Genomic DNA, 12,660 nt, shown 5'->3' with positions numbered 1-12,660 from the left:
ATTAAAATTATTTATAACTACAGACTATTCTCTCAGTAAATTAAGAGAGTAGAAAAGATAAATTGGTGGATAGATGTCAAAAATTACAGTTAAAGGTTTAGATATTGGTGTTGGAGCGCCTAAAATTATTGTTCCAATTGTAGGAAAAACAGAAGAAGAATTAGTTAATGAAGCTGAATTTTTGACAAAAATTGACTTTGATATGGTTGAATGGAGAGTAGACCATTTTCAAAAAGTTGATGATGTTGAAAAAGTAAAACAAACAGCAAATAAATTACAAACAATCATTGGCTACAAACCCATTTTATTTACATTCCGTACCGCTAATGAAGGCGGAGTTTATCCTGCTACGATTGAATTTTATATCAACCTTAATAAACAGATGATAAAAAGTGGTTTAATTGATCTTGTCGATATCGAAGTTTTCACTGGTGACAAATATGTTGAAGAAATTGTCCAGTTAGCTCATCAGCATAACGTTTTAGTGATAGCCTCCAATCATGACTTTGATAAGACTCCGCCAAAAGATGAAATTGTAGCAAGATTATGCAAAATGCAGGATCTTGGTGTAGATATTCCTAAAATTGCCGTAATGCCACGTTCGCGTGAAGATGTAATTAACTTACTTGCTGCAACAGCTGAAATGAAAGACAAATATGCACGTAAACCACTAATTACTATGGCAATGGCTGGAACAGGTGCGATTAGCCGAATTGCAGGTGAAACTTTTGGGTCAGACCTCACTTTTGGTGCAGCAAAAAATGCATCTGCACCAGGGCAGCTAGATGTAAAAGATCTAAGAAACATCTTAAATATATTACATAAAAGTTTGGCTTAAAAATTCTAGCGTTTTAATAAACAACTTAAGTTAAAAAAAGATAAACGAAAGATAGTCAATATATAAACTCTTTGGTGCAAATTATTAATATTAAATGACTAATATGAAGACTATATTAAAATCTATATCAATAGTATTTTAGTGAATTAATAACATAAACCTGTTTAACCATTTTTATTGTATTATTCGAATTTAAACAACTTAGTTTGTTGATCCAAATAGGTCAGTAAATCTGGTATGCGATATTTGCCGGCCATTGATTGAATATGATCTGCTGCCTCTTTAAGTAACATTCCTAATGATGTTATATAGATTGGATTATTACTTTTACCACGCATTACTTCAATGGCATATTGTTTATTATCGGTAAAAGATTTTTTTGCAACGCCGATAATAGGTATCTTTTTATCCAGTGCTTCATAAAGATGACCACCTAAACCAAGATTACCACCATTCAAATGAACATAACCATCGACTATAATCACATCAATCGAATTGAGATCAACCTGAGACAATAATGCTAATATACAAGGTAATTCACGTTTATAAAATTGGCCTGATTGATAAGGCAGAACATTCGATTGATAATCATTGATAACAGATTTTATCTCATTGATACCATCAGTAAATTGCTCAAATAAAATGCCAACAGTTTTTGCCTTATCATTTAAATAGTAAACATCTATTGCAAGTATCATTTTTTTAAAATCCTTTTTGGAGTAGAATAGCAATGCTCTCGTATTAAACTTTCTAATCTCTATTAAAAAACAAGTAGTCATTGATTTCAAATAAATAAAAATTTAGTTAATTCGTAATACATCTTTTATTTATCCGATTAGACCAGATAGCTAAGCAATGGTCGTTTAGATTGGATCTACACTTGGAGGCAGGAATGTATTTACTTGAAATGGCACCAAAATTTTTAATTGCACTTATCATTTTACTTATTTATGTCAAATTATCAGGAAAAAGCCAAATCGCACCGATGTCACAGCTGGATCAGGTTGGTAGCATGGTTATTGGTGCATTGGTAGGTGGAACATTACTTAATGCTAATGTTTCTGCGTGGGAAGCCGCTGGAGCTGTGGCGATTTGGGCAGGTCTTCTTATCTTAGTGCGATTTATCAAATCTAAAAATTCAAAACTCCGAGATGCTATTGATGGTGAACCTATACAATTAATCAAAAATGGCAATCTAATCTCTGAAAATTTCAAAAAAGCGAATTTACCTGTTAGAGATTTTGAAACGCTAATTAATATTCAAGGAATTTGCGCATTTAGTGAATTAAAACAAGTGTGGTACGAATTAAATGGATCTTTAACCATTATCAAGAAAGGAGATAAAGATATCGCAGTACTGGTGATTGAAAATGGGGCTATTAGTCAAGACAACCTTGAACAACTCCACAAAAGTGAAACATGGCTTAAGAATGAAATCAAAAAACAAGGTTATAAAGATATTGATGAAGTTTTTTGTGCAGAATGGTTTGATGGTAAATTATTAGTTTACCCTTATGATGAAGTTCGTAATTCAAAAAATAAAGAATAATTGAGGAAAGCAAAATATAAAAGGGGAAGGAGTTTTACTCAATTCCCCTTATTAAGAGCTTGTTATCTTAGTTGGCTATCTTTACTACCACGTCGATTATATAATATTGCAGATTTTGCCAATTGCTTATCTATTTCTTGTTGGCAAGCTAAACAGTATTGCACACCTGGTAAGGCAATTTGTCTGGCTTTTGCAATAGTATCGCCACATTCAACACAAAACTCGGCACTAGGTTTATCGTGTTTTAGTTGGCGTCTGGCGATTTCGATAGCATCTGTGATTGTACTTTCGATCTGTTGGTTAACGGCATCGTCAGATGCCCAGCCACTAGCCATAATTACACCTCCTAAAAATTTATATTAGATGAATAATATGGTGCTTATTTGACCAGTTTCAAGTAATATGAACACATCATTTAAAAAGCAAAGTAAGTGTTGTATTTTTTATAAAGATCGTTTCTGTTAATGTAAGTTAATTGGAGGTTTTTATGCAACAATATGAACAAGCAACATTTGCAGGTGGATGTTTCTGGTGTATGGTAAAACCTTTCGACAAATATGAAGGCGTTATTAATGTGATCTCAGGTTACACTGGTGGTCATACGGAAAATCCAACTTATCAACAAGTTTGCCAAGGCAACACAGGCCATACAGAAGCGGTGCAAATTACCTTTGATCCAACGATGATCAGCTATAAAAAATTACTGGATATTTTTTGGCAACAAATTGACCCGACAGATTCGCAAGGACAATTTGCCGATCGTGGCGATTCTTATCGTCCAGTAATATTTTATCATAACAAATTACAACAACAGCAAGCGATCGCATCTAAACAAGCGCTTGAAGAAAGCAAACGATTTAATCATCCGATTGATGTTGCTATAGAACCGGCAGCAATATTTTATCCCGCCGAAGCGTATCACCAAGATTACTATAAAAAACAGCCAGAAAATTATAACCGTTATTATCAATTATCTGGACGAGCTAATTTTATTGCAGATAACTGGCAAGATAAGTCAACAACCAAAAGTGAGTAAATATGCAAAAGTACCCGCAATATAGCAGTAAACAAAAATGGATTCATTGGACATCGGCTTTACTTGTCATAATAGTAACCATGCTCCTTTTAATTAAAGTGACAATGTCACATATATTAGGTGGAATGGCAATAGTCTATTTATTACATAAATCCTTTGGAGTGCTTGTTTTGCTATTAACAATATGGCGAATTATGGTGATCCGCAGTCAAGGTGTGCCTGATGTCTTACCGAAAGACAAAAAACTGCAACGAATTTTGTCAAAATCCACTCAAGGAGTGATCTACCTTTTACTGCTAATTACGCCATTATCGGGGTATTTAATGAGTGGAAGGGACCTTAATATATTTGGTTTAATATCGATCCCTGCTATTGATATGCCATATCACCAAATGTTTCATTCATTACATTTGATTAGTTCTTATGTACTAGCTATTTTAGTTATATTTCATGTATTAGGTGCGTTGTACCACTATTTTTGGGTTAAAGATAAAGTATTGCAATCAATGTTAAGTAGCAATGATTAACACAAATTTAAACGTTTATTTATATCACATTTATAACGTGAGGCAGATACAACATGAACAAATCAATGAAAGATAAAGCTATATCAGCACTAACACCAATGCAATATCATGTTACGCAGCAAAATGGTACAGAACCTCCATTTGATAATCAATATAACGCTAACCACCGCGATGGGATCTACGTTGATATCGTCTCTGGTGAACCACTGTTTACCTCACTAGATAAGTTTGATTCAGGCTGTGGTTGGCCAAGTTTCTCTAAACCGATTAAACAGCAACAAATTGTTGAAAAGGAAGATAACAGCCATGGAATGCGTAGGATAGAAGTCCGCTCATTAGAAGCTGATTCACATCTTGGTCATGTATTTAATGATGGGCCCGCAGCTTTAGGAGGATTGCGCTACTGTATCAACTCAGCAGCGCTAAAGTTCATACCAAAAGAAGAATTAGAAGCTCAAGGCTATGGCGACTACTTAAAATTGTTTAAATAAATTAATCTTACGCATCCTTTATTTAAATAAAGGGTGCGAACTAAACCAATCAACCTTAGCCTGAAGCCTACAAAATCATTGTTTAACTTAATTGGTATACGTAAAGGAAATTTTGAAGAATATTGCGGATGAAATTGGCATATAACTTATCAAGTTTATATGCCAATATCGTAGGAGATCAAAGCTATAATTTAATTTTTTCTTTTAAATAAAATATAACTGATTAACAAAAACACAAAGCTAGTTATCATGGAGCCAACGATAGGGTAAATACCCATCACAATACTGGCTTGAGCAAAAAGATTATCGGCGATATAAAAGATAAAGCCAAAAGTAATACCTATAATCACCCTAATACCCATAGATACACTTCGTAATGGTCCAAAAATGAAAGATAAGGCCAACAACAACATCACTGCAACTGAAACGGGTTTAATCAGCTTTTTCCAAAATAACAAATCATAATATTTTGTATCTTGGCCCGAATTTTTCAAATATTGCGAATATTGATAGAGTCCTGATGCTGACAATGAATCAGGGTCAAAAGCTACAATACTCAACTTATCAGGTGTGATATTAGTTTTCCATTGCATAGTAAGTGAGTTTGTGCCAGTTATTTGTTGTGGATTGGTTAAATCATTCATCTCGATTTGTGATAACGTCCAACTTCCATTTTCAAACACTCCGCTATCAGCATGAGTAATCGATAGTAATTTATTTTTATCAACTTTATAAATATCAATATTTGAGATAGAACTATCATTATTAACATGGTCGATATAGATATAATCATTACCATCTTTCGCCCATAAACTACCTTGTTGAGCTAATAAAGAATTACCATAAAGCTTTTCTGAGCGCATATTACGAGCGGTTTGTTCACTGATAGGAGCAACCCATTCACCAATTGCCATTGTTATAAGCACTAAAGGGAGAGCAGTTTTCATCACAGCTAATGCAATTTTAAAACGGCTAAAGCCTGAAGTTTCCATCACAATAAGCTCGCTTCTTGAAGCTAAAATCCCTAAACCGATTAACCCGCCTAAAAGTGCTGCCATAGGGAAAAATATTTCTATATCTTTAGGTACCATTAGCAAAGAATAAAAACCAACTGACAAGGCATCATAATCAACTTTGATTTTTCTAAGTTGGTCAATAAAACGAATAATTCCTGACAAACTAATTAATAAAAATAAGCAAATGCCAATGGTATTTAAAATAGTTTTACCAATATAGCGATCTAAAATCGAAAACATCGTTATCCCCTTAAGACGCAATAAATTTTAAACGAAGTTTACGCATAAATAAGTTATCCCAACAATTTAAAATCAAAGCCAGAACAAAATACCCTAGATTAATCAGATAAAACCACAAAGCGGGATCTAAGCGACCTTTACCAGCATTAGCTTTAACCGAACTAGAAAGTAAAAAATAGACTAAATAAAGCAGTAACGCTGGTAAAATTTGTGCAAGCCTTCCTTGTCTTGGATTTGACACACTCAATGGAATCACTAAAAAAGCCATCAAAGGAACCGAAATTATCAACGTCAATCGCCAATAAAATTCAGCATTAGCCTTCGGTGTTGGATTTTCACGAAGCTCAAGCAATCCTAATTGCTGAACATCCACTTTATCATCATCAACATTGCTTTCTAGCTCCTTAGGTTTAATAATACCTAAATAGTTATGAAAATTTGAAATTCTAAAATCTTTTAATTGTGCCGTGCCTTCATAACGATTTGCATTTTCAAGTGTGATGATTTGATTACCATCTTTATCTTCTTCAGTTTTCCCTTTATTAGCAATAATAATAGAAGGGCGTTGAGCATTTTTCGGATTGATTTGGGCTATAAATACGTTATCTAGCTTATTATGATCAACATTACCAATATAAATTACCGAGTTGCCATCAGGTGTTTGTTGAAATTGGCCAGCTAATAAACCGGCTAAACTTGGATTGATCTTGGCATTTTCGACTAGCTGATCTTGTCTCACGCTAGACCAAGGCCCAAACCAAAGGCTATTGAGTGCTGTGAATATACAGGTGATCACACACAGAAATAGCACAACCTGATAGTTAAGTCTTCTCTTAATCCCACATGCATGCATTGCGACCATCTCGCTGTCCGAATAAAGCCGACCAAAGGTAACAAGCACACCTAAAAACAGACTTAGTGGCAAAATAAGATCAGCCATATTCGACACACCTAACACTAAAAGTGGCATAATCAAATCACGTGGAATACTGCCATCAATAGCGCTGGATAAAATTCTGATTAATTTTTGAGAAAAGAAAATTAGCAATAAAATAAACAGTATTGCACCTTGTGTTTTCATCGTCTCTTTAATTAAATATCGGCGAATTATCACTTTTTTACCTATCTATCCGTTTTATCAAATCGCACTATTATAATCTGATTTGCGTTGTTTCGTTATCTTTTTGTTGCTATCGTTTAATGAACCGATAAAATGTTACTATTCACCATAAAAATCTTACAAGAGAACGCTATGAAATACTCAATCAAAAACAGCTCATTAATCACATTACAAAAAGAAGAATGTTTAGTGGTAACTGTCCAATTAGGCAAGAAACAAACTAGTTTAATCAAGGATATAGATGAATTAACCAAGGGTATGATTAGTCAGCTGATCAAGTCAGGTGACATTAACTGCGAATTAGGTAAAACCACCTTTTTATACGCTTGCCCGAATTCTCCGAAAATATTAGTTGTAGGGTGTGGCCAAGCAAAACATTTTGATATTAACGCTGCAAAAAAAATGATACAAGCAGCTACAAAAGAGTTAATAACAAAACAAGTTAAAAATATAAGTTGGGACATTCTGACTCTAAATCCTGCAATAAGTGGTGAAATTGCTAAACAACTACCACAAATTACTAGCGAATTAACCTATAGTTTTGACCAATTCAAATCAACAAAATCAGAAAAACCAAGCTTACAAAAAGTAACGCTACTTTATAGCGATAAAAAAACAATCAAGCATGTAGAAAGTCAATTATCGCAAGGACAAATTATTGCAAATGCTATTGTCAGTACCAAAAACATTGCCAACATGCCATCTAACATCGGCAATGCTAAATACTTAGCAGAGCAGGGCAAAAGTTTAGGTAAACAGCATTCAAGCTTGAAAGTGACATGCTTAGGTGAAAAAGAGCTTGCTAAACTCAACATGAACGCTTATTTAGCGGTTGGACGAGGCTCAGCCAACGAATCAATTATGACGGTCATAGAATATCATGGTGCCAAAGACAAAAAAGCCAAACCATATGTATTAGTTGGTAAAGGATTAACCTTCGATTCAGGAGGCATATCCATCAAACCATCAGCCGGTATGGATGAAATGAAATATGATATGTGCGGTGCCGCCACTGTGTTTGGTGTAATGCAAGCTGTGGCTGAATTAAAACTACCTATCAACGTAGTTGGCGTGATGGCTGGTTGTGAAAATATGCCAGATGGTAATTCATACCGTCCTGGTGATATCTTAACCACCATGTCGGGCACCACCGTTGAAATCATTAATACCGATGCAGAAGGTCGTTTAGTATTATGCGATGCTTTAACTTATGTTGAACGTTTCCAACCCAAGACTGTGATTGATATTGCTACACTTACTGGTGCTTGTATCATTGCACTCGGTCATCATTACACTGGCGTGATGGGTAATAACGCAGAGCTTACTGAACAATTGGTAAATTCCTCAAATCAAGCAGGAGACAAAGCGTGGTCATTACCGATTGATAGTGATTTCCAAGAACAAATCAAATCAACCTGCGCTGACATTGTCAATGCTGGTGGTCGAGATGGAGGAACGATTACAGCCGCTTGTTTCCTATCTCGCTTTACTGAAAAATACCAATGGGCACATCTTGATATTGCAGGAACAGCTTGGAAATCGGGTGCAAACAAAGGTGCTACAGGCAGACCAGTCGCGATGTTAATTCAATACTTACTTAACCAAAAATGAGTAAACACATGAAAAAAGTGATATTTTATCTACTTGAAAACCCAACCCCAGCCAATGAAGCCGGGGTTTTATTCAAAGAAAAGCTAGCGTGTGAAAAAATTGTTGAAGCATGGCAAAATCGGCAACGTGTGTTAGTGGCCTGTCAAGATCAAGCTCAAGCTGAACGTATTGATGAATATTTATGGCAACTCGATACTGAAAATTTTGTTCCCCATAATCTAGCTGGCGAAGGCCTGAAAAGCGGATCACCTGTCGAAATCTGTTGGCCACAAAAGCGCAGTAGCAATGGTTCACGTCACTTACTTATCAATCTACAAGAGCAATACCCTGAATTTGCTGGTGTATACCGCGATATTATTGACTTTGTCCCCATCGAAGAACAACAAAAATCGCTAGCCCGTGAAAGGTATAAAACCTATAAACAAGCAGGCTTTAATCTTAAAACCATTCCGATCTTAATTAGCTAGCATTGCTAGATTTATCAGTAAAAGAGATGGGGAATTCCAGTAGTTGAGTCGATTATACCTGTAATATTTATGTAGTTTCTCTTCATCACTGTAGCGTTAAATCCAAATCCTCAAGATTGTGTTCAAAAAATATCCAAGATTAATTTTCTCTGACTAATACGATAGGTATAACAAATTGATTAACAAATATCTTTAATTTATACTCTCGAAAAGATCAGGAAAGATCAAAATACAATAAAAAAAACAATAAAAAACAAGTTGTAACAAAAAAGGACTAAAATATGTTCAAATACAATTTTCTTCTTAAAAAGAAAAAGATATTACTATCAACTTTAGGCTTGCTTACTATATCTAATTCAGCTACGTCAATCTCGGTATCCACCTTAAAAAGTATCGAAGGTTACCCACCTTATGTATCATTTGATAATGGACAAACCAAATCGGAGTATCTATCCCCTTTGTTGTCAATCACATTACCCAATGGTGAAGAAATCACTGCGCATACTGATACCTCATCGACTGAACATCCGATTAAATTTGATAACGAAGATGTCAAATTCTCCGATATAAAAACTATCGTCACATTGCCTTCGCAAAACGCGAATTACCCTCGACTACCGATTCAAGATGTCATCCTCAATTCTAATTTTTGGGGTGATGATGACGGCGATAATAACCCGGTAATAACTGGCGATTTACTGGTAAACTGGACTGACGGTGACGGTAATGATCTAACCAATTTTGTTAAAAATAATCAAAATGCTGTATTAGATCCTTGTGATGCCCCTTTTAAGTTATTGATATCTGCTGACAATGGCACGATCAGCACGCAATATGGTATTCCTAACCAAAGTTCTTTTATCGGCGAACAACACGCTTATTATATGTACCCGAAAGTCGCTTCTGGGGTTAAATTTTGTTATGCACAACCGAATATTAACAATGAAGGTGATGTAGATAACACTTGGGTTAGAGGTAAGGGCTTTACGATAAATGATACCGATAATCCGGGAAACAATTTTCCAACGATTGGATCTAACAACTTATTTTTCGACCTTAAACTTGCTGGCTTAAGTGTTGCTGAAGTTATCGATATCAATGGTACTAACGTTTCATCTCTTGGTGGAACTGGGGTACATTTAGCCTTAAGTGAGCATAACGGAAAATTGCGAGTGACCTTAAAAGGGCCTTCAGCTGCAACCAATGGTGGTACTTTTGTACCTTCAATTTTTAAATTGTACGCCGATCGCAACAAAACTCATGCATTTTATTCATTTTTTATTCAACGCTGGATGATCGCCTTCCCGGATGGTCCTTCCGAAAGTTGGGTTGCTAGTTCTGATCGTTGTAACACCTTAAATGGTAGATACAATCTACCGGCAGTATGGGATTTTACAAACTCTAATCGTACTGTCGACGCATCAGGCAACCAAATTAACTGGGAAAATGGAGTACCGGGGGTTGGCGAAATTTACCGAAGGAAGATTAGCTACCGAAACAGTGCGACTACCGAATGGATTGGCGGTTTATTCTCTGAATGGGGTAAGGTAACCAGGGAATATTATCCGGATAGTGATTGGATAGTTTATGATAGTGATTATGGTGACGCATATTATTGGGCTGCGACCGTCCATAGCCCCGATAATCATTACGTAGTTGAATCAGGTACCGGCGTTGTTGGTTTCAGAGTCGATACTTTCAATAATTTCTTAAGCAGTTGTGTGGCTTGGTAATCATCGTTGTTGAGTAAAAAAACCTTATAGGAATTTTTGTTATAAGGTTTTTTTATAGCTAATCTCACAATCTGTTTTCTTTGTATAACCATTAATCCACTCACAAACTCGGCCTTATTGAATTTGTAATTCTTCTGCTTTGCTTTTTGTAAAAAGTCTATATACCAACGCGTATCTCACCATCGCTTTCAGGATGCTTGACTACCTAATTATGCAAACTTTATTAAGGCGCAAAGTTGTATTTTTAATTTTGTAAAATAACAGTGGAATATTAAATACAATACAAGAGCAATACTCTGAATTTACTGGCGTATATCGCGATATTATTGACGTTGTCCCCATTGAAGAACAATAAAAATCGCAAGCACGATAAAGATATAAAACCTACAAAGAAGCTAGATTTAACCTAAAAACCATCCTAATTTTATGTTCTTAAATTTATAAAAATAAGGTTGTTATCAATAAATTTATTATTACAAGGAATGGCTATATCTGATGTGGCAAGATAGTTTTAGCATCAGTAATACTATATAAAGACAGCATCAGGAGCTGGAAAATCTGCTCAATAAAATTTCAAAATCCTATCAGCATCACAAATTATAAAAAGACCTTAGTCGAAGGTTGGCAAAGCTTTATTGTATGTAAATTACAACTATGAATAATATTGTCGCTATGTTTAACTTATTAAATTAATGAAGAATTTATTAAATTGTTTGTTATAATAGACAATAGCCAATTCTATACAGGAAGTAAAATGTTTAAAAATTTATTGGTGCTATCAATATCATTATTGACTCTAGTTGGTTGTCAAGAGCGACAAAAAGTTACTGCTGAAATGCTAGAAGGAACTTGGGATTGTAAAGTCGACGATAGTCGCGGTACAAGCTATCATTATTACGACTCAAAATTGAAAGGAATACAATCTTATACACTCAATAATACAGGTTATGTAGCGTTTATTAAGAAACAGGAAGAAGGGTTCGAAGTAGAAACAAAATATTATGCGTTTATTGCGCCTATTTCTCCTGATGATAACTACGCAAAACTCAATGGTGCAATTGAATGTGAATCGATAGATCAAATCAATAATATTATAACTGAAATTGAGTATAAGTTTATTTCAAAAGATGAATTAAAAGAGAGTTCATTTACAAAATACGAACATTGTGATCCAAGAAGAACCTTTATGGAATTTAATATTGAAGCTACTTGTAAACGTGTACCTTGAATTTAACTTCCTTTTGCGTTTTTTTGTTGTAGAAAGATGCATTGTATTTAGAATTAAAAGGATTTTTAGTATCAAATAATCAAAAGATTAAGATTGATTGGATTAAGGATAATTTGGTCTTTACAAGGATGTACAAATAATGAAAACGAAAATAATAGTAGCTTTAGTTTTTTTTATTACTCTGATACAAAATGCGTATGGGATTAGGGCTTACAGAAGTTATTATACCCCACGAATTCATACGCATTATTCCTCTAGACACCCTTCAAGGGGTGGCGATGGAGATGATCCTTCTATATTTATCTTTTTTCTATTCGTCATGGCTGTTGGTGTCATTTTTTATCATATTTTCAAAAACCTACAAGAATCAAAACAAAAGAAAAAATTGGAAGAAGATAAACGTAAAAAACAACTTAATTCAGAAAACAGGAAAGATAAAAAAGATTAAGAAAAAAGAAGATGCAAATTCATCAAAAAGATGTGCAAATAATTTGGGAAAGAATAATAAATTATATGTTATCTATTATTTATAGGATTGCATTATGATAATTCAGGGATGACGATATTTAACTTTTCCAGATTATTATTAATCTTTATCAATCGCGTGTATGGCTTTTTAAAATTAATAAAAAAAAGTTGAGGAGCGGGGTTTTTGAGGTTTAATTAGCGAGTAGTTCTTGCTGAATCGCATATATTGCTTTTTAAAATTGATGAGAAAAAAAGTTGAGGAGCGGGGTTTTTGAGGTTTAATTAGTGAGTAGTTCTTGAATCTTATCTTGTTTTTGGGTTAAAAATTGAATCTCA

At 34.4% G+C, this 12,660-nt stretch carries 14 protein-coding genes; 10 read left to right on the top strand and 4 right to left on the bottom strand.

Annotated features, from left to right (window positions below):
• Positions 1-73: 73 nt before the first annotated feature.
• Positions 74-838, top strand: coding sequence for a type I 3-dehydroquinate dehydratase (aroD, locus tag J3U27_RS05615; RefSeq protein WP_267377037.1), 765 nt, complete (start codon positions 74-76; stop codon positions 836-838).
• 182 nt (positions 839-1,020) lie between these two features.
• Here the strand turns inward: aroD and J3U27_RS05610 are convergent, their stop codons facing one another.
• Positions 1,021-1,536 (bottom strand): endonuclease V, encoded by a 516-nt coding sequence (locus J3U27_RS05610; RefSeq protein WP_267336912.1) that lies wholly within the window; start codon positions 1,534-1,536, stop codon positions 1,021-1,023.
• 194 nt (positions 1,537-1,730) lie between these two features.
• On the opposite strand from J3U27_RS05610, the gene J3U27_RS05605 reads away from it, so the two are divergent.
• The gene (locus J3U27_RS05605; RefSeq protein ID WP_065562497.1) at positions 1,731-2,387 is read left to right on the top strand and encodes a DUF421 domain-containing protein; all 657 of its coding nucleotides are present in this window, start codon (positions 1,731-1,733) and stop codon (positions 2,385-2,387) included.
• A 62-nt stretch (positions 2,388-2,449) separates the two neighbouring features.
• On the opposite strand, the gene J3U27_RS05600 is transcribed toward J3U27_RS05605, so the two are convergent.
• Positions 2,450-2,722: a DksA/TraR family C4-type zinc finger protein gene (locus J3U27_RS05600; protein ID WP_065562498.1), complete on the bottom strand. Its 273-nt coding sequence runs from the start codon at positions 2,720-2,722 to the stop codon at positions 2,450-2,452.
• Positions 2,723-2,874: 152 nt separating this feature from the next.
• Between J3U27_RS05600 and msrA the strand changes: the two genes are divergently transcribed.
• From msrA to msrB, 3 genes are read left to right on the top strand one after another with little or no spacing between them, the layout of a single operon-like run.
• Complete coding sequence (msrA, locus tag J3U27_RS05595) at positions 2,875-3,423, top strand: peptide-methionine (S)-S-oxide reductase MsrA (protein ID WP_065562499.1); 549 nt, start codon at positions 2,875-2,877, stop codon at positions 3,421-3,423.
• A 2-nt stretch (positions 3,424-3,425) separates the two neighbouring features.
• Positions 3,426-3,950: a cytochrome b gene (locus J3U27_RS05590; protein ID WP_267330283.1), complete on the top strand. Its 525-nt coding sequence runs from the start codon at positions 3,426-3,428 to the stop codon at positions 3,948-3,950.
• Positions 3,951-4,003: 53 nt separating this feature from the next.
• Positions 4,004-4,441, top strand: coding sequence for a peptide-methionine (R)-S-oxide reductase MsrB (gene msrB, locus J3U27_RS05585; protein ID WP_065734192.1), 438 nt, complete (start codon positions 4,004-4,006; stop codon positions 4,439-4,441).
• A gap of 191 nt (positions 4,442-4,632) precedes the next feature.
• Here the strand turns inward: msrB and lptG are convergent, their stop codons facing one another.
• Both lptG and lptF read right to left on the bottom strand, forming a co-directional pair.
• Entirely contained in the window at positions 4,633-5,697 is a 1,065-nt protein-coding gene (gene lptG / locus J3U27_RS05580; RefSeq protein WP_220226138.1) for an LPS export ABC transporter permease LptG, read from the bottom strand.
• Positions 5,698-5,707: 10 nt separating this feature from the next.
• A complete protein-coding gene (lptF, locus tag J3U27_RS05575) occupies positions 5,708-6,811 on the bottom strand; it encodes an LPS export ABC transporter permease LptF (protein WP_267342904.1) in 1,104 nt (367 codons plus the stop codon).
• Between the two features lie 138 nt (positions 6,812-6,949).
• On the opposite strand from lptF, the gene J3U27_RS05570 reads away from it, so the two are divergent.
• From J3U27_RS05570 to J3U27_RS05550, 5 genes are all read left to right on the top strand, one after another.
• Complete coding sequence (locus J3U27_RS05570) at positions 6,950-8,428, top strand: leucyl aminopeptidase (protein WP_267377036.1); 1,479 nt, start codon at positions 6,950-6,952, stop codon at positions 8,426-8,428.
• A gap of 8 nt (positions 8,429-8,436) precedes the next feature.
• Positions 8,437-8,895 carry a DNA polymerase III subunit chi gene (locus J3U27_RS05565; protein ID WP_065734189.1) on the top strand — a complete coding sequence of 153 codons (459 nt, stop codon included), beginning with the start codon at positions 8,437-8,439 and terminating at the stop codon, positions 8,893-8,895.
• 281 nt (positions 8,896-9,176) lie between these two features.
• Complete coding sequence (locus J3U27_RS05560) at positions 9,177-10,628, top strand: hypothetical protein (protein WP_267377035.1); 1,452 nt, start codon at positions 9,177-9,179, stop codon at positions 10,626-10,628.
• Positions 10,629-11,337: 709 nt separating this feature from the next.
• On the top strand, positions 11,338-11,856 hold the full coding sequence (locus J3U27_RS05555) for a hypothetical protein (protein ID WP_267342900.1): 519 nt from the start codon (positions 11,338-11,340) through the stop codon (positions 11,854-11,856).
• 139 nt (positions 11,857-11,995) lie between these two features.
• On the top strand, positions 11,996-12,304 hold the full coding sequence (locus tag J3U27_RS05550) for a hypothetical protein (RefSeq protein WP_267336902.1): 309 nt from the start codon (positions 11,996-11,998) through the stop codon (positions 12,302-12,304).
• Positions 12,305-12,660 lie beyond the last annotated feature (356 nt).

The sequence above is a fragment of the Gilliamella sp. B2911 genome (genome assembly GCF_026536965.1).
Classification (GTDB): Bacteria; Pseudomonadota; Gammaproteobacteria; order Enterobacterales; family Orbaceae; genus Gilliamella; species Gilliamella apicola_E.
The sequence above is the reverse complement of the archived record's forward strand: the minus strand, read 5'-3'. Positions and strand labels throughout refer to the sequence as shown.

Excerpts from the sequence above, each read along its gene's own strand:
- aroD (WP_267377037.1), top strand. The coding sequence starts at position 74 with ATGTCAAAAATTACAGTTAAAGGTTTAGATATTGGTGTTGGAGCGCCT.
- J3U27_RS05610 (WP_267336912.1), bottom strand. The coding sequence starts at position 1,536 with ATGATACTTGCAATAGATGTTTACTATTTAAATGATAAGGCAAAAACT.
- J3U27_RS05605 (WP_065562497.1), top strand. The coding sequence starts at position 1,731 with ATGTATTTACTTGAAATGGCACCAAAATTTTTAATTGCACTTATCATT.
- J3U27_RS05600 (WP_065562498.1), bottom strand. The coding sequence starts at position 2,722 with ATGGCTAGTGGCTGGGCATCTGACGATGCCGTTAACCAACAGATCGAA.
- msrA (WP_065562499.1), top strand. The coding sequence starts at position 2,875 with ATGCAACAATATGAACAAGCAACATTTGCAGGTGGATGTTTCTGGTGT.
- J3U27_RS05590 (WP_267330283.1), top strand. The coding sequence starts at position 3,426 with ATGCAAAAGTACCCGCAATATAGCAGTAAACAAAAATGGATTCATTGG.
- msrB (WP_065734192.1), top strand. The coding sequence starts at position 4,004 with ATGAACAAATCAATGAAAGATAAAGCTATATCAGCACTAACACCAATG.
- lptG (WP_220226138.1), bottom strand. The coding sequence starts at position 5,697 with ATGTTTTCGATTTTAGATCGCTATATTGGTAAAACTATTTTAAATACC.
- J3U27_RS05570 (WP_267377036.1), top strand. The coding sequence starts at position 6,950 with ATGAAATACTCAATCAAAAACAGCTCATTAATCACATTACAAAAAGAA.
- J3U27_RS05565 (WP_065734189.1), top strand. The coding sequence starts at position 8,437 with ATGAAAAAAGTGATATTTTATCTACTTGAAAACCCAACCCCAGCCAAT.
- J3U27_RS05560 (WP_267377035.1), top strand. The coding sequence starts at position 9,177 with ATGTTCAAATACAATTTTCTTCTTAAAAAGAAAAAGATATTACTATCA.
- J3U27_RS05550 (WP_267336902.1), top strand. The coding sequence starts at position 11,996 with ATGAAAACGAAAATAATAGTAGCTTTAGTTTTTTTTATTACTCTGATA.